Origin of the sequence: Pseudomonas migulae NBRC 103157 (genome assembly GCF_002091715.1) — a bacterium.
Classification (GTDB): Bacteria; Pseudomonadota; Gammaproteobacteria; order Pseudomonadales; family Pseudomonadaceae; genus Aquipseudomonas; species Aquipseudomonas migulae_A.
In genome coordinates this window covers 23610-49211 of the sequence record NZ_BDAG01000009.1, presented here as the reverse complement: position 1 = coordinate 49211, position 25602 = coordinate 23610, and the positions used below count along the sequence as shown (strand labels likewise).

20 protein-coding genes are annotated in these 25602 nt (G+C 52.1%); all 20 read left to right on the top strand.

All coding sequences use genetic code 11. The annotated features are described in order from the left end of the window. The first annotated feature begins 53 nt into the window (after positions 1 to 53). The 20 genes from asnB (PMI01S_RS09195) (at position 54) to PMI01S_RS09100 (ending at position 25582) form a co-directional block, all read left to right on the top strand. Positions 54 to 1988, top strand: a complete 1935-nt coding sequence (gene asnB, locus PMI01S_RS09195; protein ID WP_235864447.1) for an asparagine synthase (glutamine-hydrolyzing) — start codon at positions 54 to 56, stop codon at positions 1986 to 1988. Further along, positions 1981 to 2955: a class I SAM-dependent methyltransferase gene (locus PMI01S_RS09190; protein ID WP_084319441.1), complete on the top strand. Its 975-nt coding sequence runs from the start codon at positions 1981 to 1983 to the stop codon at positions 2953 to 2955. The genes asnB (PMI01S_RS09195) and PMI01S_RS09190 overlap by 8 nt, the downstream gene beginning before the upstream one ends. Beyond that, positions 2952 to 3482 carry an acyltransferase gene (locus tag PMI01S_RS09185; RefSeq protein WP_235864446.1) on the top strand — a complete coding sequence of 177 codons (531 nt, stop codon included), beginning with the start codon at positions 2952 to 2954 and terminating at the stop codon, positions 3480 to 3482. The genes PMI01S_RS09190 and PMI01S_RS09185 overlap by 4 nt, the downstream gene beginning before the upstream one ends. 1 nt (position 3483) lies before the next feature. Continuing rightward, positions 3484 to 4785, top strand: a complete 1302-nt coding sequence (locus PMI01S_RS09180; protein WP_084319439.1) for a glycosyltransferase family protein — start codon at positions 3484 to 3486, stop codon at positions 4783 to 4785. Then, a complete protein-coding gene (locus PMI01S_RS09175) occupies positions 4785 to 6233 on the top strand; it encodes an oligosaccharide flippase family protein (protein ID WP_084319437.1) in 1449 nt (482 codons plus the stop codon). Before PMI01S_RS09180 ends, PMI01S_RS09175 begins: the two co-directional genes overlap by 1 nt. A gap of 125 nt (positions 6234 to 6358) precedes the next feature. After that, positions 6359 to 7435, top strand: coding sequence for a glycosyltransferase family protein (locus tag PMI01S_RS09170; RefSeq protein WP_139273116.1), 1077 nt, complete (start codon positions 6359 to 6361; stop codon positions 7433 to 7435). A gap of 26 nt (positions 7436 to 7461) precedes the next feature. Next, positions 7462 to 8325, top strand: a complete 864-nt coding sequence (locus PMI01S_RS09165; RefSeq protein WP_084319433.1) for an NAD-dependent epimerase/dehydratase family protein — start codon at positions 7462 to 7464, stop codon at positions 8323 to 8325. Further along, positions 8325 to 9482: a glycosyltransferase family protein gene (locus PMI01S_RS09160; RefSeq protein WP_235864445.1), complete on the top strand. Its 1158-nt coding sequence runs from the start codon at positions 8325 to 8327 to the stop codon at positions 9480 to 9482. The genes PMI01S_RS09165 and PMI01S_RS09160 overlap by 1 nt, the downstream gene beginning before the upstream one ends. A 1-nt stretch (position 9483) precedes the next feature. Further along, entirely contained in the window at positions 9484 to 11367 is a 1884-nt protein-coding gene (gene asnB, locus PMI01S_RS09155; protein WP_084319431.1) for an asparagine synthase (glutamine-hydrolyzing), read from the top strand. Further along, positions 11364 to 12566 (top strand): glycosyltransferase family 4 protein, encoded by a 1203-nt coding sequence (locus PMI01S_RS09150; protein ID WP_084319429.1) that lies wholly within the window; start codon positions 11364 to 11366, stop codon positions 12564 to 12566. The genes asnB (PMI01S_RS09155) and PMI01S_RS09150 overlap by 4 nt, the downstream gene beginning before the upstream one ends. A 22-nt stretch (positions 12567 to 12588) precedes the next feature. After that, entirely contained in the window at positions 12589 to 13698 is a 1110-nt protein-coding gene (locus PMI01S_RS09145; RefSeq protein WP_084319427.1) for an NAD(P)/FAD-dependent oxidoreductase, read from the top strand. 14 nt (positions 13699 to 13712) lie between these two features. After that, positions 13713 to 14924: a glycosyltransferase family 4 protein gene (locus PMI01S_RS09140; RefSeq protein ID WP_084319425.1), complete on the top strand. Its 1212-nt coding sequence runs from the start codon at positions 13713 to 13715 to the stop codon at positions 14922 to 14924. A 129-nt stretch (positions 14925 to 15053) separates the two neighbouring features. Next, positions 15054 to 15512 (top strand): hypothetical protein, encoded by a 459-nt coding sequence (locus PMI01S_RS30985; RefSeq protein ID WP_139273114.1) that lies wholly within the window; start codon positions 15054 to 15056, stop codon positions 15510 to 15512. Continuing rightward, a complete protein-coding gene (locus tag PMI01S_RS09130) occupies positions 15505 to 17976 on the top strand; it encodes a hypothetical protein (protein ID WP_139273112.1) in 2472 nt (823 codons plus the stop codon). The genes PMI01S_RS30985 and PMI01S_RS09130 overlap by 8 nt, the downstream gene beginning before the upstream one ends. 95 nt (positions 17977 to 18071) lie before the next feature. After that, positions 18072 to 19511 (top strand): hypothetical protein, encoded by a 1440-nt coding sequence (locus PMI01S_RS09125; protein WP_084319419.1) that lies wholly within the window; start codon positions 18072 to 18074, stop codon positions 19509 to 19511. Positions 19512 to 19556: 45 nt separating this feature from the next. Further along, complete coding sequence (locus PMI01S_RS09120; RefSeq protein WP_084319417.1) at positions 19557 to 20414, top strand: dTDP-4-dehydrorhamnose reductase family protein; 858 nt, start codon at positions 19557 to 19559, stop codon at positions 20412 to 20414. An 18-nt stretch (positions 20415 to 20432) separates the two neighbouring features. Next, entirely contained in the window at positions 20433 to 21443 is a 1011-nt protein-coding gene (locus PMI01S_RS09115) for a polysaccharide biosynthesis protein (protein WP_084319415.1), read from the top strand. After that, the gene (wecB, locus tag PMI01S_RS09110) at positions 21436 to 22563 is read left to right on the top strand and encodes a non-hydrolyzing UDP-N-acetylglucosamine 2-epimerase (RefSeq protein ID WP_084319414.1); all 1128 of its coding nucleotides are present in this window, start codon (positions 21436 to 21438) and stop codon (positions 22561 to 22563) included. The genes PMI01S_RS09115 and wecB overlap by 8 nt, the downstream gene beginning before the upstream one ends. Before the next feature lie 7 nt (positions 22564 to 22570). After that, complete coding sequence (locus PMI01S_RS09105) at positions 22571 to 23533, top strand: UDP-glucose 4-epimerase family protein (RefSeq protein ID WP_084319412.1); 963 nt, start codon at positions 22571 to 22573, stop codon at positions 23531 to 23533. A 51-nt stretch (positions 23534 to 23584) separates the two neighbouring features. Beyond that, positions 23585 to 25582 (top strand): polysaccharide biosynthesis protein, encoded by a 1998-nt coding sequence (locus PMI01S_RS09100; RefSeq protein ID WP_084319410.1) that lies wholly within the window; start codon positions 23585 to 23587, stop codon positions 25580 to 25582. Positions 25583 to 25602 lie beyond the last annotated feature (20 nt).

Here is a 25602-nt window from a genome sequence, read left to right as displayed (position 1 = left end):
TACACCACCCTGGCTTGCGCCAGGGATCGATATCAAGGCGGTGATTCGGGAACATGGTTGTTTCCGAATCGTCGCCTTCCCGGATTTCAGGAGCAACGAAGCGCATGTGTGGTATTGCCGGCCTCATTCATCTAGACAACAACCCGGTATCGCCTGTAATCCTGCAGCGCATGACGGACGCTATCGCCCATCGAGGTCCGGATGGAGAGGGGCACTGGATCGAAGGCAACGTAGGCCTCGGCCACCGCCGTCTGGCAATCATCGACCTGTCGCCTGCCGGTCATCAACCGATGGCCTCGGTGTCTCAGCGTTACGTGATGGTCTACAACGGTGAAGTCTACAACTACCGAGAGCTGCGTACCGAGCTTGAGTCGCTGGGGTACCAGTTCCGCTCTCGTACTGACAGCGAAGTCGTGCTCAATGCACTGATTGCCTGGGGCGCCAAAGGCCTGGAGCGTTTCAACGGCATGTTCGGTTTAGCGCTGTGGGACAGGCAGGAACAAACCCTGTTGCTTGCACGCGATCGGTATGGCATCAAACCTCTTTACTACTCCCAGCAAGGACATACCCTGGCGTTCGGATCCGAGCAGAAAGCGATTCTGGCTATGCCGGAGTTTCGCCGCAGCGTGGACAAGGAAGCATTACTGGAATATTTCACCTTCCAGAATATTTTCACCGACAAGACTTTGCTCAATGATGTGAAGCTTTTGCCCGCTGGTTATTACGCGGTACTGGATCTGAAGCGCAAGTCACCGAGCTTACAGTTCACACAATACTGGGATTATAACTTTCAGGAGCCCAAGCAAAAGGCCAGCGACGAGGAGTACCGCGAGGAGCTGGACCGTTTGTTCAAGCAGGCTGTCAATCGTCAGTTAGTGACCGATGTGGAACTCGGCAGCTATCTGAGTGGGGGCATGGACTCTGGCTCGATCACGGCGATAGCCGCCAAGTCTTATCCTTATATGAAAACCTTCACCTGCGGTTTCGACCTCAACTCTGCTTCGGGCATTGAGATGGGATTCGATGAGCGCAGTAAAGCCGAGTACATGTCCTATCACTTCAAGACCGAGCATTATGAGATGGTCTTGAAGGCAGGGGATATGGAAAGAGTTTTACCAAAACTGGCGTGGCATCTTGAAGAGCCGCGTGTGGGGCAGAGCTACCCGAACTACTATGCCGCGCAACTTGCATCAAAGTTTGTCAAGGTCGTGATGTCCGGGGCTGGAGGCGATGAGCTCTTTGGGGGCTATCCTTGGCGCTACTACCGGGCAGTGGTGAACGACGATTTCGAGCATTACATAGATAAGTACTACAAGTTCTGGCAGCGTCTTATTCCAAATGCCCAGATCAAGCAAGTCTTCGCTCCAATATGGGACGACGTAAAGCATGTCTGGACGCGAGATATCTTCCGAGATGTCTTCAAACACCATGCGGATAATCTCTATACCCCGGAAGACTACATCAATCATTCATTGTACTTCGAAGCTAAGACTTTTTTGCATGGTCTGCTAGTTGTTGAGGATAAGCTCAGCATGGCGCATGGTTTGGAAAGTCGCGTGCCTTTCCTGGATAATGATTTGGTTGATTTCGCAATGCGCTGTCCAGTTCATCTGAAGCTGAATAACCTTTCAGAGGTGGTTCGGTTGAATGAAAACGAACCTGGCGGTAAAACCGACAAGTACTTTCAGAAAACACGTGATGGCAAACAGATTTTGCGTGATGTCATGGGGCGACACATTCCCAATGATATAACTAAGGCGGAAAAACAGGGTTTTTCTGCACCAGATGCAAGCTGGTTTAAGGGTGAAAGTATCGATTTTGTCAAGAAGACACTCTTGGGCAAAGATGCAAGGATCTATGAGTTTATGAGCGAAGAGATTCTTGGCGGACTTGTCAATGAGCATTTGAGTGGTCAGGAAAACAGAAGGCTGCTCATTTGGTCGCTGCTGAATTTTGAAGAGTTTTTGAAGGCATTCTCCTATGAGTAATTATGTGAAAGCTTGTCATGTGGAAAGTTTGCTTGGTCTGACGCCTGGCACATTCGATAATACTAATTTTGTATCCTTTAATAAGGCTGTGGATTTCGAGTCTCAGGCTCAAACTAATGATGTATTTAGTGAGAAGTGGGTCTCCTATAATGAAAGCGACGAGAAGGAGAATTTGTACGCGTTTCAACGCGATTGGTATCTAAGTCTGTATGGTTTTTCGAGTGAGGCAGAACTGGCGGCGTTTCTGCAGAGGCAGGAAGTGATTTTCGATGCGGGCTGTGGGTTGGGTTATAAGGCTGCTTGGTTTGCCTCTCTTGCGCCAGAGTCCATTGTGATTGGAATGGATTTTTCAGATGCTGCCGAATGTGCTGCCAGAAATTATCGCAATATTCCCAATCTATTTTTTATCAAGGGGGATATTGCCGATACGGGGTTCTCTGAAGACGCAATTAACTATGTTAGCTGCGACCAGGTTATCATGCATACCGAGAATCCAGACGCAACTTTTCGGGAGCTCGCCCGCATTACCAAGACGGGCGGTGAGTTTGCCTGCTATTTTTATGCGAAGAAAGCCTTGCCCCGTGAATTGCTGGATGACTATTTTAGAGGGCGCTGTAAGGAACTTACCTCTGAAGAATTGTGGACGATGTCGCGTCAACTCGCGGACTTAGGTCGAGTGCTGTCCGAACTGGATGTTAAGTTTCAGGCGCCAGATATTCCTCTACTTGGAATTAAAGGTGGAGAGTATGATATCCAAAGGTTTATCTATTGGAATTTCTTAAAGTGCTTCTGGAGTCAGGATTTGGGTGATGAAACTTCAGTTTCAACCAACTTTGACTGGTATAGCCCAAGCAATGCGCGTCGCTTCGATGAATCTGAGGTTCGAGCGCTTATTTCGGATAATGGCCTGCGAATGATCTATTTTCATAGTGAGCCTGCTTGTTATAGTGGTCGGTTCGGAAAGTGATTACTGACTTTATACATGCAGTTCTGCGGCGCTTCTGGCGTGCCCGAAGCGAACAGATAGCAAAAAAGTGGAGCCGAAGTGTGCCTTTTGGGGATCTGATCTCGGACCGTTGGGAGCGCGCTGAGCAATTAGGATTTGGCGAAGGTACTAGTGTCTACGATAGCGTGCTGGTTCTTGGCGACGTTAAGGTAGGGCGTAATTGCTGGATTGGCCCAGGCGTAATTCTTGATGGCTCTGGTGGGCTTGTCATCGGTGACAATTGCTCGATTGCTGCCGGTGCTCAGATTTATTCACATGATACGGTTCAATGGGCAGTGACTGGAGGGAAGGCTCAAGCAGAACGTCAGGCTACCAGCATCGGTAATAATTGTTACATCGGTCCGAACTGTGTAATCGCTAAAGGGGTTTCTATTGGATCGGGTTGTATTATTGGTGCGGCAAGCGTGGTTCTTAAGAGTGTGCCGGATAACTCGAAAGCATTTGGCGTGCCCTGCCGGGTGTTTGGTAATGTCGAAGAGATAAAATAATATGCTCAATGGATCTTCTTTTTTACGGCGTTTCAAGAAGCTTCTGGCATATATAATAATTTCTGTGATTATTCTGCCTATGGCTGCTGTTGTGCTGTTGATAGCTCGGCGCTCCAGTTCAAGTGTTCCCCGTCTGGTGTGGGGAGAGGCGCCAATCATAAGTAACCCAATATGGGCTCGCGCGTTGCGTGATGGAGGGCATGTTTCGCAAAGCTATACCGACGGATACTGCTATTCGATTAATGATAGGGCGGATTACGATCAGACCATTCAAGAGCGCTTTCCGCATTGCAATCTTGAGTTTCAGCGTCTTTTTGGATTTTTCGATGCGTTGCTCAACTACGATGTATTCTTTATTTCATTCAACGGTTTTTTCCTCGGGCATACACCTTTCTGGCGTTTAGAGTCTTATTTTTTCAGGTTGGCTGGCAAAAAAGTTGTGGTTATGCCGTTTGGTTTGGACGCGTACGTTTATCGACGCGTGCGATCAATGGGGCTGATGCAGGGGTTGATGATGTCAATCCCATTACCAAGCCGGCAGCAGCGAAAGCTACAAAAGAAGGTCGATTATTGGTGTGATAATGCGAACGCGGTTATTGCAGGAATAATGGGACCTGATGGCTTTGGGCGCTGGGATGTTCTAGTACCCAGCGTTATCAACATTAATGAGCGCGAGTGGACTGCGTCATGCCGTTTGTCAAATGCAGACGGAACCAATGGGACAGTCTACGTTGCCCATGCACCAAACCACAGAGGCTTCAAAGGTAGCGAGTTTGTAATAGAGGCGATTCGACAGCTTCAGGAAGAAGGGTTGAAAGTTGAGCTGATCTTAATCGAAAAAAAGCCCAATGCAGAAGTAAAACGAATATTCAACCAGGACGCAGATATATTGGTTGAGCAGCTTGTCTGCCCGGGGCATGGACTTAATGCACTCGAAGGAATGGCTTCGGCGCTGCCGGTAGTCTGCAATCTTGAAGATGATAACTATTTGATGCCTATGCGTCGATGGTCTTACTTTGAACAGTGTCCACTTGTCTCTGCAAGTCCGGAAAGTGTAAAGAGTGTCCTGCGAAAACTAATCGTTAGTCCTTCTTTACGTAAGGATTTGGGGGCTGCAGGTCGGGAGTATGTCGAGAAATATCACGGTATTTCTGCTGCGCAATTTTTCTACGGTAAAGTTATTGATTATGTGTACGGGCGAGAAGAGACGCTGTCTGCGCTTTTTCATCCGCTTTTAAGTGCGCGTGTTTTAGAGTTGGGCCGCATTGATCATCCACTAAAGTCTAGTCGGCTCCCGGATTAATGAAAATATTTTCAAATTTATTCAAGGATGCGCTGCTTTATGGTGGTGCTGACTTTGTCGCGAAGTTAGTAGTCTTTCTACTATTTCCTTTGCTTGCTCGATTGCTGACATCCAGTGAGTTTGGTTATCTCGAGATTCTCTATGTGTCGTCGGCAATGCTCGGCTTTCTTGTTCGAGGGGGACTGAATAACGCTATTCAGCGTTATTACTGGTCTGAGGAATATGATGCTCAACAGAAAAAAGTTTTAGTTGGTACCGGGCTTTTAATGGTTTTTGCTTTTGGCGCAACCCTTATGATTGTCATGTTTGTTCTGCGTGAGTGGAGCGTTGATATGGCCGGTGTGTTGGGGGTTGGCTTGACCGCAACGGGTGTGTTGGCGATGACCTTGCTTGCCGTTGTAACGCAATTTCAGCAGTTCTTTCTTGATGTTATGCGGCTTGGTTTCAACAAATTAAAGTTTCTCGGATTTAGCTTCTGTTGCCGGGTGGTTGTCTATATTTTTGCTTTTTTGCTTGTTTCGTTCGGTATCGTAGGTGTTGATGGCTTTGTGATGGCGTTGGCGGCAGGCGGTTTAGCGCTCATACCTTTGGGTTATCTGATGATCAAAGAAATGGTCAAGCTAAACTTTGACCGTTCGATGGCTACGACCCTTTTCAAATATGGTTATCCATTCATTTTTGTTGATATCGCATACTGGCTCTTTTCTTCCATTGATCGGTGGATGCTTGCGTCCATGGTGGGTCTGGAGTCTGTTGGTCAGTATTCAGTTGCATGGCGGATAGCTTCCATTGCGATGTTTGTTTCCATGGCATTCAGTTTGGCTTGGAGTCCATATGCTATCAAATTGAAAACGGACTACCCCGATCAGTACAAAATGCTATATTCAAGCATACTCACTATTCTGTTTGCTGCCTTCGTTTTGATTGCTGGCAGCATGTCAATATTTTCCGGTGAGATCTTGCATCTTATTTTCCATGGGAAGTATGACTCAGTTGCGCTGGCGTTAATTATCTTGCTCTTATGTGTTGTACTCCAAGCTACGCATCATGTTTTTGCGCTCGGAATATCATTGGAGGGGAAGACTTACTGGTTTTTCCGTCTGTCTTGGGCGGCAGTGCTGATTAACGTTGTTGGGAACTACTTCCTGTTGCCTGCATGGGGCGCTGATGGGGCCGCGATATCGACGCTGCTATCCTATCTGTTCCTGACGGTGGCCTATTATTGTGTGAGCAGCAAGCTGCACTATATTCGCTTCGATTACAGTCGCTTGTTTGGTCTATTTTTAGTGTTGATCGTGCTCGTCGGAGCCTCCGTTATGTTGCAAACCTTTGAGTTGGAGATTGGTTCTGTGCTCCTGAAGTTGACAATACTCGTAGCTGCTTCGTTAGTTTGTCTATGTTTGTTACGTGGGCGCCTTATTTCGACTGTATCGCAGGTGGTGAGTTGATTAGGTACTTCTATTATAGTTTTCGTTTCATATTTGAGCTGTTGGCGCTTCCATTTATTTTTGCGTCTGCATTGAGCTCCCGTCGGGCTCAAAAAAGAGTGGATGTTGGCTTGGGTCCATTTCCCTTGATCAACAACGTTTACCACAAGCGTGCGCTGGAACTGGCAGGTTATTCCGCTGAAACCTTCGTCAGTCAGGTTTGGCACATCACCAGCAATTTCGATGTTCGTTTTGATTTGCATCGGCTGTCGCAGAATCTGCTCTGTCGCAAGCTCTTGCTTAATTTCTATATCTTTTGTTGGTCGGCTCGGCGCTATCGCACGTTGATCATCTATTTCGATGGTGGACCTCTGGGGCAGGGCACTGCATTTCTCTGGAGGCTCGAGCCTTACCTCTATCGTTTAGCGGGGGTCAAGACGATCGTTCTACCTTATGGCTCTGATGTCCAGGTCATGAGTCGTTCACCCAATCTCCAGTTCAAGCATGCGATGTCGATGGATTATCCGCAGCATCGCACGCGACACGCACACATCCAGGCCATGGTTGATGTGTGGAGCTCCATAGGTAGCCATATTGTCGGTGGCTGCGAATGGGTCGACTACATGCATCACTGGGATACGCTGATGATTGCCCATTTCTCCATTCCGCTTCCGGAACAAGGAGAGAGAAAACCTCCTGGTAGAGTAGGGCCGCTGAAGCTATTGCACGCACCCAATCACCGAGAAATCAAAGGCACAAGACATATTATTCGTGCTGTCGAAGAGTTGCGTGCCGAGGGGATCGATGTTGAGTTGGTTATGGTGGAGCGTGTTCCCAACGAGGAAGTGCGCAGGTTGATTCTCGAGGCCGATGTGATCGTTGATCAACTGGTCATCGGTTGGTACGCGATGTTTGCCATCGAGGCGATGGCATCAGGAAAACCGGTTATTTGTCATCTTCGTCGTGATCTGGAGGAGCTCTATGTGGCCGCAGGCTTACTGGATGGTTTCGACGAAATCCCGATCATTCGGGCAGATGCATTCTCGCTCAAGGAAGTGATTCGAACTCTGCACACAGACCGGGATATCCTTGTGTCTGCAGCTGAACGAGGACGAGGCTATATTGAGCGTCATCATTCTGTAGAGGCTATTTCGCTTGCTTTTTCAAAGATTCTCGCCAAATTGATCGGCCCTCCCGAAGGGACAGTCGAGAATAGGGCTTAAAAGGTTATTTAGGTGGGGTTGTTACAGTGAATATTCTTATTACCGGAGCCAATGGGCTGTTGGGTGTTCATGCGGTAAAGCAACTGGTTGCCCAACACCAGGTTCATGCATTGGTTCACTCTGCGCCGCTGGAACCGGTGGCCGGCGTGACTTATCACGTCATCGATCTCTCAGGAGATTGGTCTACAGAGTCGTTGCCTAGTGCGCTTGATGCTGTTATTCATCTGGCGCAATCATCCCGTTTCCGGGAGTTCCCTGAGCAGGCGATGGATGTTTTCGGGGTTAACGTTGCATCCACGGCTCGTCTGCTTGATTACGCTCGTATTTCTGGAGCAAGGCATTTCATCTTGGCATCGTCCGGTGGTGTTTATGGCGCAGGGGATGGGGCATTCAAGGAGAACTCCCTGATCCCGCATCATGGCCAGCTCGGCTACTACCTGGGGAGCAAACTTTGCGCAGAGGTTCTTGCGCAGAATTATTCGTCATTGATGAACGTAGCAGTATTGCGTTTCTTCTTCATGTATGGGGAAGGGCAAAAACGTTCAATGCTGGTTCCTCGTCTGATCGATAATGTTATGGCGGGTCAGCCAATCACCTTGCAGGGTTGCGATGGTATCAAGATCAACCCTATCCATGTCAGCGATGCAGTCGCGGCACTGGAACACTGCCTCAAGCTCGAAGGTAGCCACACGTTCAACGTGGCAGGAGCGCAAGTTCTTTCACTTCGCGATATCGCCGGGATCATCGGCGAAGCAGTGGGGCGTACTCCCGTGTTCAAGGTCGAGGAGGTAGAGCCTCGTCACCTGATCGCCAATATCGATGCACTGAGTGAGTCACTGATTGCCCCCAGGGTTCCTTTTGCGCAAGGAATTCTGGAACTTATCCCCTGATGAAGAAATACAAAGTCCTGCACGCTCCCAGTTCGGTTGGCGGCAATCCTCAGGCGCTCAGCCGAGCGCTGCGGCTATTGGGTGTGAAAAGTGATTCCCTGGTTGTGTCGCAGAATTACCTGGCTTACCCGGCAGATCTGGTACTGCATCGTCCGGGGCAAAGTATGGTGATGCGAGAACTGAAGCGGCTTTGGGCCATTCTGTTCTTGCTCCCGCGTTTCGATGTGATTCATTACAACGCAGGCACCACACTGGCGAGCGCTTATGCTTTCAATTTCAGTCCGAGCCAAGGCGCGAAAGGCTTTCTGCGCCTTTTTTACGCGGGCTATTTGCGCCTGTTGCAGCGCTTCGAGATCGCCTATGTGCGCATGCTGGGCAAGGCTGTATTTGTAACTTACCAGGGCGATGACGCCCGTCAGGGCGATTACAGTCGCGAACATTTCGCCATCAATATCGCTAGCCAGGTCGACGAGGGTTATTACTGTGCCGCTTCTGATGCCTTCAAGCGGCGCAATATCAAATTGCTCTCAAGTATCGCGCATCAGGTCTACTCGGTTAATCCTGACTTGATGCATGTGCTTCCCGAGAGCGCACGTTTCACACCCTATTCTCTTGTTTTCCTGGACGAGTGGGTGCCTTCCTTTACTCAGGATCAGAACCGGCCTTTACGGATTGTGCATGCGCCAAGCAACCGCAAGGTCAAAGGTTCGGATCTGATTCTGAGTGCACTGGAGTCGCTGCGTACACAGGGTTTCGAGTTCGAGTTGCTGCTGGTCGAAGGCATGAGCAACGCCGAGGCAAGGGCGGTTTATGAGTCGGCGGACGTGCTGGTAGATCAGCTATTCGCAGGCTGGTACGGCGGCTTGGCCGTGGAGTTGATGGCGCTTGGCAAGCCGGTACTTGTCTATATTCGGGATGAGGACCTGGGATTCATTCCGCCTGAAATGAAAGCTGATTTGCCCTTTCTTCAGATTACCCCCTTCACGGTAGAGGAAGCTTTACGTGATTTACTGCTGATGCCGCGTGAGTCACTTGTAGCTTTGGGCAAGAGTAGTCGCGCATTTGTTGAGCGCTGGCATGACCCTCTGAATATTGCGCGCGATATCAAGGAAGATTACGAAAAAGCGCAATATTTGCATGTAGAGGTTGCCAAATAAGATGTGTGGAATAACAGGGGGATTCTGGCGGGCTGTGCCTGCGGGGCTGGATCAACGAATCGATAACGCATTAGCGGCAATGCGCCTCCGGGGACCGGATCATCAGGGCTTTGATCGTCATCCGGTGGGCGAAGGCGCGGTCGTTCTCGGTCATACTCGCCTAGCCATCATTGACCTTTCCAGTTCAGGTCAGCAGCCGATGTACTCTGCCGATCAACGATTCGGGCTGGTGTTCAACGGCGAGATCTATAACTACCTCGAATTGCGCGTTGAGCTGGAGGCCCTTGGAGCACGCTTTCATACGCATTCAGACACAGAAGTGCTGCTGGCGGCCTGGAGCCATTGGGGAAGAGCAGCGCTGCCTAGATTCAAAGGCATGTTCGCTTTCGTGGTGTTTGATCGCCAGGAAGGTTCCCTGACCTGTGCCCGTGACGCATTCGGCATCAAGCCGTTCTTCTATGCGTTGGAAAATGAAGCCTTCATCTTCGGCTCAGAGCTGCCAGCTCTGCGAGCGCTGAAGAGTCAGCGCGCAACGCTTAACTGGCAACGTGCCTATGATTATCTGGTACATGGCGAATATGACTTCGGTCAGGAAAGTTTCATCGAAGGAGTTGTCAGCCTACTTCCGGGGCAACTGCTGACTGTCGACCTCTCCACGCTCAAGGTGTCCAGTCCAGAGACTTGGTGGAAACCGTCCATCGTACAGACTCAATCGATCAGCTTTGCCAGCGCCAGCGATCAGTTGCGGGAGATGTTTCTCGATAATGTTCGCTTGCATATGCGTAGCGATGTGCCGGTCGGCGCGGCCTTGTCCGGAGGCGTCGACTCTTCCGCCATCGTGTGCGCCATGCGCCACCTGGAACCGGATTCGGATATCACCACGTTCAGCTACATTGCCCGGGGCAGCACCGTCAGCGAAGAAAGCTGGGTAGACAAGATCAATGCCCACGTCGGCGCCAAGGCACACAAGGTGATTGTTTCGGGAGACGAGCTGGCGGCCGATCTCGAAGACCTGATTACCGCGCAGGGCGAGCCATTTGGCAGCACCAGCATCTATGCCCAGTACCGCGTGTTCAAGAAAGCCAAGGAACAGGGTATTACCGTAACCCTGGAAGGTCAGGGCGCCGACGAAAATCAGGGTGGTTACAGCGGTTATGCGGGGCAGCGTATCCGCAGCCTCCTGGACAACGGGCAGTACCGCGAAGCCTGGCGCTTTTTAGATCAATGGTCGCAATGGCCCGGGCGCAGTCGTCTGGAAGGCCTGAAGCGGGTGGTTGGCGAATATAGTGAGGGACGCTTGCACGATCTGTTGAGAGGGCTCAACGGTATGGACAATTGCCCTGCGTGGATTCGTCCCGGCCCGTTGCGCGAAAGCGGCGTGCATCTTGGTTTTCCCAAGCATGCGCCACCACAGCAAATGCCGGGTCGCCGCATGATGAGCACGTTGGCAGCCTCGTTGAACACACGCGGCTTGCTCGGCCTTCTCCGCCATGGTGATCGCAATTCGATGCGTTTCTCGGTGGAAAGCCGCGTACCGTTCCTGACCACCGAGCTGTCCGACTTCATGCTGTCGTTGCCAGAGGAATACCTGGTTTCTCCGGGTGGTGAGACCAAGCATCTTCTGCGCTCGGCACTGCGTGGGATCGTGCCGGCCGAGGTGCTGGATCGTCGCGACAAGATTGGCTTCGCGACGCCCGAGCAGCAATGGCTGATGGGTATGGCCGATACACTCAGACCTTGGCTCGAAGAGGATCTGGGTCTGCCATTCCTTGACCAGGCCAAGTTGCTCGAGCATTTCGACGCAGTGGTTGCGGGCCGTCGTCCCTATACGTGGCAGGTCTGGCGTTGGGTCAACTTTGCCCGCTGGTACGGTAGCTTGCGATGAGTGAGCTATCAATACGGGTACTTTATCTGCATCCGGCCGCGGCGTTCGGTGGCGCATCAAAGAGTCTTATCGAGCTATTCACCCGATTACGCGCGTTAGGTGTACAGGGCACAGTTTTGACGCCCGACGGTCCGGTCTGTCCGGCATTTGAAGCTGTCGGTATGGATGTGCGTAAAGTCAAAGGGCTCAGCCAGTTCGACAATACGCGTTTTAGCCACTACCGCCGTCTTCGCTGGCTTATTCTCTTGCGAGAGCTGTTCCTGCTGCCTTTTTCACTGGCTGCGATCTGGCGCTTGCGTGGCGAACGATTCGATTTGTTGCACGTTAACGAGGTGACATTGTTGCCGTTGGCCATTTTTGCTAAATGGTTGTTACGAGTACCAATGGTTGTGCACGTACGATCCTTGCAACGCGCACCTGGATCCGGCTTGCGTACCCGGCTCGTCAATGGCTGGTTGCGACGCCATGCCGACGCAGTCGTGCCGATCGACCATACGGTCGCGGCGACGTTAGCGGCAGACTTGCCATTAAGCATCGTGCACAACGGCCTTGGGATAGAAAACAATTTACTGGCCCCTTCTTCGCACACTACTGGAAAGCCTATACGTGTTGGGTTTCTCGGCGTTCTGATTCCGCTCAAAGGCATTTATGAGTTGGTCGAGGCGATGCGCATTCTTAAGGCGCGTAACGTCAATATCGAGTGTCTGATTGCCGGAGAAAATGCCCGACACCTCACGGGGTTGAAGGCATGGGCGCTGCGAACGCTTGGTTTCGCCGATGATGTGAAAGCGAATGTGGAGGGAATGATCAGTGACTACGGATTGCAGAATCATGTCCATTTGCTGGGGAGTGTGGTCGATGTCAGATCGTTGTATCCACAGCTCGATATTCTCTGTTTCCCCTCTCACCTGGATGCGGCTGGTCGACCGGTATTTGAGGCTGCGTTCTATTCGATTCCAAGCGTGGTAGCGATCACAAATCCCGTTCCGGACGCGATACTGCATGAGGTGACCGGACTCGCAATCCCACGGCCCGACCCTGTGTTGCTCGCCAATGCCTTGCAACGTTTGACAGAGGATCACGTGCTGCGTCAAACCTTGGGGCGCCAAGCTCGCACATGGGCAGAGGAAAACTTTGCAATCGAAGTCAATGCGCAGTTGATGCACGACATCTACCTGCGTCTTCTCTCCAAATCCTGAATTTTTTCAAGGCGCTCGCAATATGAGTTCTTACGATTCTCTCGTCATCGGCGCTGGTGTCATCGGGTTGGCCTGTGCTTCGCGTTTGGCGCGTTCGGGGCAGCGTGTGCTGGTGGTCGAAGAAGAGCGCTGGATTGGTTCGCATACCTCCAGTCGCAACTCGGAAGTTATTCATGCAGGTATCTACTATCCACCTGACTCGTTGAAAGCGCGTTTGTGTGTGGAAGGTCGCGATTTGCTGTATCGCTGGTGCGAGGAGCACCATGTGGAGCATCGGCAGATCGGCAAATTGCTGGTCGCGGTGAACCCGGATGAAATCGCTGCGCTTGATGCCATACAGAAGAATGCGGTGCATTCCGGTGTCGACTCGTTGCAGGACGTCAGCGCGGCGCAACTGCGTCAGATGGAACCTGCGGTGACGGGGGTGGCTGCTCTGCTGTCAGTTGATACCGGTATTATTGATAGCCATGCCTACCTGCAGTCCCTACTCGGCGATGCCCAGCGACACGGTGCAGATCTGGCTCTGGAGACCCGGGTTTCCAGGGTACAGCACAATGGTGAGCACTGGGTGGTGGAGGGGGAGAGTTGCGGCGAGCCTTTCTCGCTGGATGTGCAGCGGGTCATAAACGCGGCAGGTTTGTTTTCCAGTGAGCTAGCGTCGCGCATCGATGGCCTCGACGCACGTCATGTGCCGAAAACCCACTGGTGTAGGGGACGGTATTTTTCCTACAGCGGGCGTTCGCCATTTTCACGACTAATCTATCCGATGCCGGAAGTGAATACCGCTGGCCTCGGCGTGCATGCCACACTCGATATGGGCGGGCAAGTGAGATTCGGGCCGGACGTTGCCTGGACCGATACCATCGATTATCGGGTCGAAGAAGAGATCAAAAACGATTTTGCGCTAGCGATTTGTCGCTATTTCCCAACGCTTGATGTGCTGCGCCTGACACCAGGTTACTGCGGAATTCGCCCGAAACTCTCCGGGCCTGGGCAGCCGGCTTCAGACTTTTCAATCCAAGGTCCGGAGACTCATAGCCTACCGGGACTTGTCAATCTTTACGGAATAGAGTCGCCAGGCCTGACAGCCAGCCTTGCCATTGCCGAGCACGTCGCTCGAATTATTGATTGAGCTCCCTGATACCTATGAAGATCCTCGTAGTCTCGCAATACTTCTGGCCTGAAAGCTTCATCATCAACGACATCGTGCGCACTCTTGATGAGCAGGGCCATGAAGTTGTAGTGGCTACCGGCAAGCCCAATTACCCGGACGGTAAGATATTCGATGGCTATCGCGCCAAGGGTACGCAACGTGAATGCTACCTCGGGAAGATTGATGTGTTCCGCGTTCCGCTCTGGCCACGAGGGGAAGGTGGGGCGAAAAACCTGATACTCAATTACCTGTCATTTGTCCTTGCCGGCCTGCTGTTTCTGCCCTGGATGCTGCGCAAACGAGAGTTCGATGCAATTCTGGTCTTCGCGCCCTCTCCTATCTTGCAGGCCATTCCTGCGATTCCATTGAAGTGGCTGAAGAAGGCAAAGCTGGCTTTGTGGGTGCAGGATCTATGGCCCGAAAGCCTTGCAGCTACCGGCTTTGTCAAAAACCCCCACGCACTCAAGGCGGTGGGGTGGCTGGTCAAAGGCATCTATCGCTGTTGCGATACCTTGTTAGTGCAATCGCACGCGTTTGTTGATCCAGTGTTGCGCTACGCAGAACGCAGGAAAATCGTTTATTACCCCAACTCCATGAATGCAACTGCGCCAGCAGAAACGGTACCTATTCCCAGTGAACTGAGCGAGCTGCTGGAAACGCATTTCTGTGTGGTCTTTGCGGGTAACCTGGGAACGGTGCAATCACTGGATACCTTGCTGCAAGCTGCAAGGCATCTGAAAGAGGATGCAGAAATACGGTTAGTGCTGGTGGGTAGCGGTAGCCGACTTGCATGGCTGCAAGAACAGAAGGAACTGCTGGATCTGAATAATCTGGTGCTGGCCGGACGTTTTCCGCCCGAGGCTATGCCGCAGATATTCGAGCGCTCCGCGGCGCTTCTGGTGTCGCTCAATGCAGAAGAGATTTTTGCGCAAACGGTTCCCAGCAAGATTCAGGCTTATCTGGCGGCGGGAAAACCGATTATCGCCAGTCTGGACGGCGAGGGCGCACGGATTGTCCAGGAAGCCGGTGCAGGTATCTCTTCCCCGGCAGAGGAGGTGTTGCCACTAGTTGCCGCGATCCGAGAGATGCGTAGCCGCAGCAATGCAGAGAGAGAAGCAATGGGAGCTTCCGGTCGAGCCTATTTTGATCAGCATTTTGACATGGGAAAGCAAGTTCGGCGCCTGATTGATCTGCTTGAACGCTGAGTTGGAAATATCTATGCGCGCCGGCAAGGAACCTTCCCTGGCTACGCGCTGAGTCTGTCGGAATGATCCTTATGCATTAAAGGATTTGGACGACAGACGCCGATCAGCAGGTCGGGCAGAGTCACCGCCATGACTCCCGCCAAAACCCCTCAATTCGACAACGATCCACTGCTCGGCTTGGCTGCGCAGTTGCTTTTGCGTGTCGAACAATCTGATAAAAATGTGCTGCCCCGCAAAATCGGCAACCGCCAGCTCATCCAAGAAAGCACCCAGTTGAAACGTCATAGTGTCGACAAGCGCTACGAGTCGTTTCCCCCTGATCAAACCTCCCCAAAAGCCGAGCCAGAAACTCGGGCATCAGAACCCGCGCCATCGCTGCGCGCGGGAAATCCAGCGCAGTTCCGCATCGTGGGCACCGTTTTGATTGCGCAGACGGGATGTCCGACCGCTTACAGGGGAGGGGCGGCATTGATTGGATGTCTAATGCATCGATCCGGTGAGTATTCTGGCCTTTGCGGGTGTCCGATTGCATTAGAGCACTACACTCCATTGCAGACGTCTATTTCGGGTGCCAGGATATTTGAATAATTTATTCGTTTTTCCTGCCGCATTCATGGCCAATGCATTTGCCATGATGCTTATCATGATCGGTTTGAGCCTGTTTGGCCGACCGGATTTGGCTGCGGACTTTGGCATCGTTCACGGTGCTACGGTGGCGCTTTTCTACTCCTTTTCCGGCAATGCCCGGAGCATCATCCTGGCCAAGAACAGGCAGGTAGAAAGTGCATACATTCTGCGTTTGCGCTGTTTATTAGTACTACCGCTCAGTGTCCTGGCTTTTATGCTAAGCATGGGGCTGGTGGCGTCAGGTTGGCTGTTTGTCTTGTTGTTGATTGCGCGTCGTGCATGCGAATGGTTGGCTGAAGTCTTTCTCTGTGAGCAGGAGCATGATCATCGGTTCGGGCAGGCATTGGGTTTTTTTCTCACCCAGGGTTTCGTCAGTCTGTTGGTCCTGGTGACACTTTCTCTGGATAGCACCCTCGGTCTGTGGTCGCTGGCTATATGGGCCGCTTCACCTCTCTGTTGGTGCATTCGCCCTGAGATGTTCGCAGCAGCATTCCGAAAGACTGCTCATGGCAAGAGGTATTTGAAATTACTGTTACCGCATTTTGGTTCGAGCGCGGTAATTGGCGTATCGGTTTATGTCTTCCGACTCTTTATTATTCTTCTGGCCGGTAACCAGATTGCCGGCGACCTCTTTTCAGCCTTTGCTCTCGGCGGAATCATGGGAGCTGTATTTACCCAGGCTTTGGGGCCAACGTTGGTTCGTCATGAAGGTGAGTCCGGGCATTCGAGTCGTGTGCTGCGTTGGGTGAACTTGATGGTATGGGGCTCGCTGCTCTTGGGACTACTCCTCATAGCAGTCGCATTCCTGCGTCCGGATGTATTGCAGTGGACCGGAAAAAGCAGTTTCTTCTGGCTGGCGGTAGGCTGTTCACTCATGGGAGGGGCCATTATGGTTGTGGCTCAGAGAGTGCGTTTACGACTGTTGCAGAACAGCGAAACCCAAGATGCATTTGGTTCCGACATGCTGGCCAATATAATACTTGTCGGCTGTATCCCGTTTCTTTATTACGGTCTTGGTGTCTCTTCATTGGCGGGGCTTTACTTACTAAGTGCTTTGTTGTCTTTGGTGTTTTACGTCAGTGAGAAGGACGGTCTATTCAGCGCCAGTAGGTTAAAAATATCAGGGCGATGGGTGTTGGTGATTTTGGCGTTTGTACTGTTTTTTCCCTTGTTTTTTCAGATATCTGGAGGGATTTATCAAGGGAAGCTTGTCAATTTTTCCAGTGAGGGAAAGTTGGCGTTATTGCCCATCCCGATCTCAGTCTTAGCGTGTTATGCCGGTATCGTGATTTTAGGCGGTTATACGAAAGCTCGCTTATCATTGATTGTTGTATTTTTTCTGTTTATGGGGATGCTTTTTACCAGTCTGGTATTGGCTGAAAACACTGGGGTTGAAGCGAAATCAAAATTGATTCTGCTAGTTCAGTATATGCTTCCTGTATTTGCACTTGTTCTTGGGCAGCAATATGGCTTGAAGAGGGATGCAATTTCTTACGCGGCTAAAGTGTTGTTTTTTATGCTGTTTATAATAGTGCCGTTAGAGCTGCTGTCAACGCTCACAAAAGGCCTTGGCCTTCTATCACCATCCCTGTATTTTTTTAGTATTTATCAGCATATGCAATATGTTCCTGTTGTTTTAGTGGGTGGTTTTGTCATTGCGTTGTTTTCACTCTCGGATGAAGTGGGTTATCGCCGAGGTTTGTTGTTGTTGTCAGGCGTTATGGGATGGTATGTGTCTTTTTCGTTTTCGATGCTCGCTTGCGTATTACTGGTTGTAGGGACACTGTCTTTCTTTATTCGCAATCTACAGCTAAGAAGAAATATATGGGAAAGCTCGCTAGTAGTGCTATTTGCCGGTTTAGGGATCACGCTGAGCCTGGTTTTTCTCGTCAGCGGAGATCTTCTCAGGGCAAAATTCGGCGTCGGTTTGCAAGAGGGGGAACCCCCTGGTGGGTTGTTAGGCGGGTTGGGTGGGTTCGTTGACTCCGATAGGGTGGTGCACTTAAATAATCGTGCAGAGCGTTTAGTTTACTGGGATTTTTACGTTTCTGAAATTTTTGACGATTTCAGATCATTTTGGTTAGGGCATGTAAATGTACCTGACAGAAACAAATTCCCTAGTGCGCATAATTACTATTTGGATTTTATCTATAACTTTGGTTTCTTGGCCATTTTGCCGCTTATAGGGTTGCTCGCATTGACCACGTACTTCGCTGTACGTAATTGTTTACGTATTTGGGCCTCGTCAGAAGTTCTCGGAGTAATGGGTGTCGTACTGTTTTTTTTGTTTGTAGATAATATGCTGAAGGTTGGCATGCGTCAGCCTTATCCGGGCATCATAACGTTTTTCCTCTGGGGTGTCGTTATTTCAGCTTGTCTCAAACTTAGGCGTGAAAAAGATGAGCCTGGTCAAATTGGTGGTTAAGTGTTTGTTGGGTGTCGAGTCTGTGATTTATTGAGTCAATGATGTTTGTTTGTGGTGAAATTGTTGATTTAGGATGATTTTAGAAGGATGGCGATATGCAGTGGATCGATGTTCCAATAACTATTAGAGTGGTAGTCTTTGTTGTTGTTTTTGTATTGTTTTCTATGGCTTTAATACAGTACCCGGGTCACGCTATTTATTATGTTGTATTCAGCGTTGTAGCCAATACGATGCTTTATTTTTGCTTTCGGCCGCAGGCTATTTTTTTTGATACATTTATCGGTCTGCTGTTTTGGCTCGGTTTTTGGCTGAAGTTGACGTTTCGCTTGGTTTTCATGGATGGCGAGTTTGTTCTGGCCGGCCATTTTGATGGTTCGCCAGAAGCTTTTGATCGAGCTGTGCAAGTCGCCACCTGCGGGTTGTCGGGCCTGATGCTGGCAAGCTATCTTAGGGGGAAATTCCTGTTCAATTATCCACAGGTGGCAACGGAGGAAGCGCAGCCCGGTTTGTTTGACTTCTACGTTGACTATCGTAAATATGTATTAGTGTTATTTCTGCTGTTCCTGGTAGCCATCGGATATCTTAACGTCCATCTGGGTATCTATCAGCGGGGTGGAATAACCAGAACCATTCTACCTTTCGGTCTGAATAGAGTGGTTACATGGTTGCTGCTTTTCGGAATGGCTTCTTTTGTTGCAATTATTCTTAATTTTGAGCTGAGGATTAATAAGAAAAATTATGGTTGGGCAATTGTTTACTCTTTTCTTGAAGGAGTGGTTTCGAGTTCGTCGCAGCTAAGTCGAGGCATGCTGATCAGCACCGGTTCCCTGTTGTATGGTGTGTTCTATAATTTCAAAGTTAATGCTTTCAGGGTCAGTAAACGATTCTTTATTGTTGTGGTGCTGGCATTCATGCTGCTATTTGCCAGTTCTGCGGTTTTGGTTACTTATATCCGATCAGTGTCTTATTTGAACGCGGTTGAGCTTTCGGTTGCTCAAAAATCCACAAAAACTCAAACAACCATTGATATGACTACCAACATGGCTGCATCTTTGCTTGTGGATCGATGGGTTGGGATGGAGGGAGTTATGGCTGTTTCAAGTTATCCGGATTTAGGTTGGCGAGTGTGGAGGCTGGCATGGCAGGAGGTTTATAATGAAAATGCATTAAGTTTTTATGATAAAAACCTGATTGATTCTGCTTATAAAGATACGGATACTTCAAAATTTCATTTTGTATCTTTATCAGGAATCATTGCCTTCTTTTTCTATCCTGGCTCCTACCTATTTCTATTCGTATCAATGGTGTTGTTGGGCTTGGCAGCCGCTCTGATTGAAATTTTCGTGTATAAATTTGGCGGAAAGAACGTGATTCTTTGTTCGTTGTTTGCGCAAGTAGTTGCCTATCGATTCATGAGTTTTGGATATGTTCCCGCGCAAAGCTACCTGCTTTTCGGCACTATTATCATCAATGTCCTTTTGATTTACTTTGCTGATAAAATTCTTGCCTTCTGGCGCTCTCGATTCACCTCCTGAGCCAATGTATATTTGTTTGATTGTGAAAATATTCCGAGAGTCAGCATGAAAATTTTGGTACTTGGCATCACCGGTATGCTGGGCAGCGCGGTCTTCAAAACCTTCAACTCCGATCCGGAGCATGAGGTTTGGGGAACGTTGCGCAGCTCCGCCGGGTTGCGATCCTTCCCCGAAGCAAGTCGTGAGCGCTTGCTATCGGGTGTCGATGTGCTGGATCAGGACTCGCTTGTGGCCACTATTGCCAAGGTGCGCCCGGACGTCGTCATCAACTGCGTCGGCCTGATCAAGCAACTCGCCGATGCCAAAGATCCGCTGACAGCGCTGCCAATCAACGCCATGTTGCCGCATCGACTCGCCCGGCTCTGCGCCCTGAGCGACGCGCGTCTGATCCATATCAGTACCGACTGCGTCTTTTCGGGACGTAAAGGTGGCTACCTCGAAAGCGATCTGTCGGACGCCGAAGACCTGTACGGCAAGTCCAAGTACATCGGCGAACTGCACGATCTACCCAATGCCATCACCTTGCGAACCTCGATCATCGGTCACGAGTTGAACTCCAGTCATTCGCTGGTGGACTGGTTTCTGTCGCAAGAAGGCAGCGTGCGAGGTTTTTCCAAGGCTATTTTCTCCGGTTTGCCCACCGCTGAGCTGGCCCGTGTCATGAAAGACTTCGTCCTGCCGCACCCGGAGCTCAATGGCCTGTATCATGTCGCCGCAGAACCGATTGCAAAGCTGGACCTGTTGACCCTGATTGCCAGCCAATACGGCAAGTCCATCGAGATCCGTCCAGACGCCGCATTGGTGATCGATCGATCGCTCAACAGCGAACGTTTCACCCAGGCGACTGGATACAAAGCCCCAACCTGGCCCCGGCTCATCGAGCTGATGCACGCCACTCGCTAACGAATTCGGAAGGTTTACATGTTCGACGACAAGGTATTGATGATCACCGGTGGCACCGGTTCTTTCGGTCATACGGTCCTCAAGCGTTTTCTCAATACCGCTGTGCGCGAAATTCGCATCTTCAGTCGTGATGAGAAGAAGCAGGAAGATATGCGTATCGCCCTGGCCAATGACAAGGTCAAGTTCTACATCGGCGATGTTCGTGATCGCGACAGCCTGGATCAGGCGATGGTGGGTGTGGATTACATCTTCCACGCTGCGGCCCTGAAGCAGGTTCCGTCTTGCGAGTTCTATCCGATGGAAGCGGTGCGCACCAACGTGCTGGGCACCGAGAACGTGCTGAATGCCGCCATCGCCAGCGGTGTGCAGCGGGTTGTGGTGTTGAGCACGGACAAGGCGGTCTATCCGATCAACGCCATGGGCATCTCCAAGGCAATGTCCGAGAAGTTGATGGTGGCCAAGTCGCGCATGATCCCGGCCAATGGCCCGGTCATTTGCGCGACCCGTTATGGCAACGTCATGGCCTCGCGCGGCTCGGTGATTCCGTTGTTCGTTGACCAGCTTCGCACGGGTGGCGCGCTGACCGTGACCGACCCGGAAATGACCCGCTTCCTCATGTCGCTTGAAGATTCGGTTGATCTGGTTCTGCATGCTTTCGAGCACGGCCAGCAAGGCGATTTGTTCGTTCAGAAAGCCCCGGCCTCGACAGTCGGCGACCTGGCCGAAGCGCTCAAGCAACTGTTCGGCAAGAAAAACGAGGTCAAGGTGATCGGTACTCGCCACGGCGAGAAACTCTACGAGTCGCTGGTTTCCCGCGAGGAAATGGCCAAGGCCGAGGACATGGGGCGTTACTACCGGATTCCGGCGGACAACCGTGACCTGAACTACAACAAGTACTTCGTCGAGGGCGAGGAGCGTATATCCGAGTTCGACGACTACACCTCGCACAACACGGAGCGCCTGGATGTACCGGGTATCAAGGAGCTGTTGCTGAAACTCGATTACATCAAGGAGCAACTCGATGCTTAAGGTCATGACGCTGGTCGGCACACGTCCCGAGCTGATCAAGATGAGCCGGGTTATCGCCGAACTGGATCGCCAGGTCGATCATGTCCTGGTGCACTCCGGGCAGAACTACGATTACGAACTCAACCAGGTGTTCTTCGACGACCTGGAAATCCGCAAGCCGGATCATTTCCTCGGCGCTGCCGGCGATACAGCCGCCAAGACCATCGCTGAAGTCATTGCCAAGTCCGATGAAATCTTCGAACTGGAAAAGCCTGACGCGTTGCTGCTGTATGGCGATACCAATACCTGCCTCGCAGTGATTTCCGCCAAGCGTCGCAAGATTCCGGTGTTCCATATGGAGGCGGGTAACCGCTGCTTCGACCAGCGGGTGCCTGAAGAGCTGAACCGCAAGGTGCTGGATCACCTCAGCGACATCAACATGGTGCTGACCGAGCATGCTCGCCGCTACCTGATCGCCGAGGGCATTCGCCCTGAAACGATCATCAAGACCGGTTCGCACATGCAGGAAGTCCTTGAGCACTACATGCCCAAGATCGAGCAGTCCGATGTGCTGACGCGCAGCGGTCTCGAGCAGGACAAGTTTTTCATCGTCAGTATCCACCGCGAGGAAAACGTCGACACGCCGGATAACCTGCGCGATTTGCTGGATACCCTGCGGGCCCTGGCCGATCAATATGGTTTCCCGTTGATCGTTTCGACTCATCCACGTACGCGCAAGCGTCTGGAAGCCTTGGGTGAATCCCTCGATCACCCGTTGATCCGTTTCGTCAAACCTTTCGGTCTGCTGGACTACATCAAGCTGCAGATGTCGGCGTTCTGTGTGCTTTCCGACAGCGGCACCATTACCGAAGAAGCGTCCTTGCTGAACCTGCCTGCCGTCACCCTGCGCAACGCCCATGAGCGTCCCGAGGGGATGGATGAAGGGACGCTGATCATGAGCGGCCTGAAGCGCGGTTCTGTGATGGATGCGGTGCGGGTGGTGACCAGTCAGCATTCTCGTGAGCAACGCAAGGTGCCAGTGGTGCCGGATTATCAAGGCGGACCGGTTTCGCTGCAGGTGGTTCGCGTGGTCCTGAGTTACACCGATTACATCAATCGCACGGTGTGGAGCAAGGCTTGAGCCCACTATGATGCGAGTCCTTTTGACGGGGGCCAGCGGCTTTGTCGGGGCTGCGGTTCAGGCTCGTCTGCTGACTGATCCTCAATTTGCAGTGCGAGCTGTCTATCGACAGTTACCGTCGCAATCCTCGCCCCGCCTGGAAGTCTGTCAGGTGTCCGGACTTGAGCCGGACACCGACTGGCAGGTTCCACTCGAAGGCGTCGAAGTCGTGATTCACTGTGCTGCCCGCGTGCATGTCATGAATGAGCGCGAAGCTGATCCGTTGGCCGCCTTTCGTCGTGCCAATGTGCAGGGGACGTTACGTCTCGCGGAGCAAGCAGCCCAGTCCGGTGTCCGGCGTTTCATCTACCTGAGTTCGATCAAGGTCAATGGTGAGGGGACGCCGCCCGGCCATCCTTATACGGCCGATGATCAGCCTGCTCCGCTGGACCCTTATGGCGTCTCCAAGCTGGAGTCCGAGCAGGCTTTGCAGGCCCTCGCGGCGAAAACCGGGATGGAAGTGGTGATCATTCGTCCGGTGTTGGTCTATGGCCCGGGGGTGAAGGCAAACTTTCGCAGCATGATGGGTTGGCTCAATAAGGGCGTGCCATTGCCGCTGGGCGCCATTACCAACAAGCGCAGCCTGGTGGCCCTGGACAATCTGGTCGACCTGATCAGGACCTGCATTCACCATTCCGCCGCTGCCAACCAGGTTTTCCTGGTGAGTGACGACGAGGACTTGTCCACCAGCGATTTGCTGCGACGTATGGCCCGGGCTTTGGGCCGGCCGGCGCGCTTGTTGCCATTGCCGATGTGGCTGTTGAGCGGCACTGCGCAACTGTTGGGGAAAAAGGCTTTGTCCCAGCGTCTTTGCGGGTCGCTTCAGGTTGATATCGGGAAAACCAAAGCGTTGCTCGAATGGACCCCGGCGATCAGCGTGGATGGGGCGTTGGCCAAGACCGCGAAAGACTTTCTGGAGCAGCGAGTGTGACAGGGAGTGGGTGGATTGCAGGCAGTAAGTCGAGCGAAGGGAAATCGTGTAATGCGTGAGCGTTTATTAAATCTGCCGCGTGGCTATAAGCGCGTCTTGCAGTTGCTGGTCGACATTGTGCTGGTCTGGGTTGCGCTCTGGCTGGCGTTTGTCGTGCGCCTGGGAATTCAGCGCCCGGTGGATCCTTTCGGGGACTATGCCTGGCTGTTCGCGGCCGCGCCGGTCATCTCCGTTCCCATCTTCATCCGCCTCGGATTGTATCGCGCGGTGATGCGTTATTTCGGCAACGATGCCCTGCTCAGTATCTTCAAAGCCGTAACCTTGTCGGCGCTGCTGTTGACCGTCTACGTCTATTTGTACCGCCCCAACGTATTGGTGCCGCGTTCGCTGATCGTCAATTACTGGTGGCTGAGTTTGTTGATGGTCGGCGGCCTGCGTTTGTTCATGCGCCAGTATTTTCTCGGCGACTGGTTTCTCGCCGGGCAACATGTTCCTTTCCTGCGCCAGGACGACGACGCCACCAAGGTCGCCATCTATGGTGGCGGGGCGGCAGGCAATCAGTTGGTGGCAGCACTTCGCATGGAAAAGGCGATGCGTCCGGTCGCTTTTATCGATGATGACGCGGGCATTGCCAGCCGGGTGATCGCCGGGCTCAAGGTCTACCCGTCTGCGGATATTGAACGGCTGATCGAGGAAACCGGTGCAACAGAAGTATTGCTGGCCATCCCATCTGCGTCGCGCGCCAGGCGCCGTGAGATCCTGACTGCGCTTGAGTCTTATCCAGTGCATGTGCGGACCATTCCCGGGTTTATGGATCTGGCCAATGGCCGGGTTAGCGTCAGTGACCTGCAGGAAGTCGATATCATCGACCTGCTCGGGCGAGACTCGGTTGCGGCGCAGCAGGCTCTTTTCGAGCGCTGCATTCGTGGCCAGGTGGTCATGGTGACAGGAGCGGGCGGTTCCATCGGTTCCGAACTGTGCCGGCAAATCCTCACCAGCAAACCGACGGCGCTGATTCTGTTCGAACACAGTGAGTTCAATCTCTACAGCATTCATAGCGAGTTGGAGAGGTTGATCCAAAACGAGGGAATGAACCTGGAGCTGGTGCCGATCCTCGGTTCGATTCGCAACAGTGAGCGACTGCTGGACGTGATGCGTACCTGGAACGTGAACACGGTCTATCACGCCGCCGCCTATAAGCATGTACCGATCGTCGAGCATAACGTTGCCGAAGGCGTGCTGAATAATGTCCTCGGGACCTTGCAGACTGCGCAGGCGGCCGTGCAGGCGGGGGTTGAGCACTTCGTGCTGATCTCCACCGACAAGGCGGTGCGACCGACCAATGTCATGGGGTGCACCAAGCGGCTGGCCGAGATGACGCTGCAGGCCTTGAGTCGTGAGTCCAATCCGTTGCTGTTGGGCGAGCACTTCACGACGCCTTGCACCAACTCGACCCGGTTCACCATGGTGCGTTTCGGCAATGTGCTGGGTTCGTCCGGTTCGGTGATCCCGCTGTTTCGCGAGCAAATCAAGAATGGCGGGCCGATTACGGTGACCCATCCGAACATGACCCGCTATTTCATGACCATTCCCGAGGCCGCGCAACTGGTAATCCAGGCGGGTTCGATGGGGCAGGGTGGCGACGTGTTTGTGCTCGACATGGGACAACCGGTAAAGATCGCCGACCTGGCGGAAAAGATGGTCCACCTGTCCGGCCTTTCCCTGCGTAGCGAAGATCGACCGAACGGGGACATTGCGATCGAGTTTACTGGCCTGCGCCGAGGCGAAAAGCTCTATGAGGAGTTGCTGATCGGTGACAACGTGTCCCCGACCGAACACGCGATGATCATGCGCGCCGACGAAGAGCATCTGCCGTGGGAAGACTTCAAACAGGCGATTTCAGCGCTGTTGAAGGCTGTCGCAGCGGATGACTATGTGCAGGTTCGTACGCTGTTGCGCGATACGGTCAACGGCTACGAACCCGAATGCCAGATTGTCGACCTGATTCATGAGCGCCGTCAGAAGTCGGATTGTTCTGACGAGGTTTGACGGATTCGGTAGCCGGGTGT

Excerpts from the sequence above, each read along its gene's own strand:
- PMI01S_RS09125 (WP_084319419.1), top strand. The coding sequence starts at position 18,072 with ATGCAGTGGATCGATGTTCCAATAACTATTAGAGTGGTAGTCTTTGTT.
- PMI01S_RS09140 (WP_084319425.1), top strand. The coding sequence starts at position 13,713 with ATGAAGATCCTCGTAGTCTCGCAATACTTCTGGCCTGAAAGCTTCATC.
- asnB (WP_235864447.1), top strand. The coding sequence starts at position 54 with ATGGTTGTTTCCGAATCGTCGCCTTCCCGGATTTCAGGAGCAACGAAG.
- asnB (WP_084319431.1), top strand. The coding sequence starts at position 9,484 with ATGTGTGGAATAACAGGGGGATTCTGGCGGGCTGTGCCTGCGGGGCTG.
- PMI01S_RS09100 (WP_084319410.1), top strand. The coding sequence starts at position 23,585 with ATGCGTGAGCGTTTATTAAATCTGCCGCGTGGCTATAAGCGCGTCTTG.
- PMI01S_RS09120 (WP_084319417.1), top strand. The coding sequence starts at position 19,557 with ATGAAAATTTTGGTACTTGGCATCACCGGTATGCTGGGCAGCGCGGTC.
- PMI01S_RS09105 (WP_084319412.1), top strand. The coding sequence starts at position 22,571 with ATGATGCGAGTCCTTTTGACGGGGGCCAGCGGCTTTGTCGGGGCTGCG.
- PMI01S_RS09190 (WP_084319441.1), top strand. The coding sequence starts at position 1,981 with ATGAGTAATTATGTGAAAGCTTGTCATGTGGAAAGTTTGCTTGGTCTG.
- PMI01S_RS09180 (WP_084319439.1), top strand. The coding sequence starts at position 3,484 with ATGCTCAATGGATCTTCTTTTTTACGGCGTTTCAAGAAGCTTCTGGCA.
- PMI01S_RS09160 (WP_235864445.1), top strand. The coding sequence starts at position 8,325 with ATGAAGAAATACAAAGTCCTGCACGCTCCCAGTTCGGTTGGCGGCAAT.
- PMI01S_RS09145 (WP_084319427.1), top strand. The coding sequence starts at position 12,589 with ATGAGTTCTTACGATTCTCTCGTCATCGGCGCTGGTGTCATCGGGTTG.
- wecB (WP_084319414.1), top strand. The coding sequence starts at position 21,436 with ATGCTTAAGGTCATGACGCTGGTCGGCACACGTCCCGAGCTGATCAAG.
- PMI01S_RS09175 (WP_084319437.1), top strand. The coding sequence starts at position 4,785 with ATGAAAATATTTTCAAATTTATTCAAGGATGCGCTGCTTTATGGTGGT.
- PMI01S_RS09115 (WP_084319415.1), top strand. The coding sequence starts at position 20,433 with ATGTTCGACGACAAGGTATTGATGATCACCGGTGGCACCGGTTCTTTC.
- PMI01S_RS30985 (WP_139273114.1), top strand. The coding sequence starts at position 15,054 with ATGACTCCCGCCAAAACCCCTCAATTCGACAACGATCCACTGCTCGGC.
- PMI01S_RS09150 (WP_084319429.1), top strand. The coding sequence starts at position 11,364 with ATGAGTGAGCTATCAATACGGGTACTTTATCTGCATCCGGCCGCGGCG.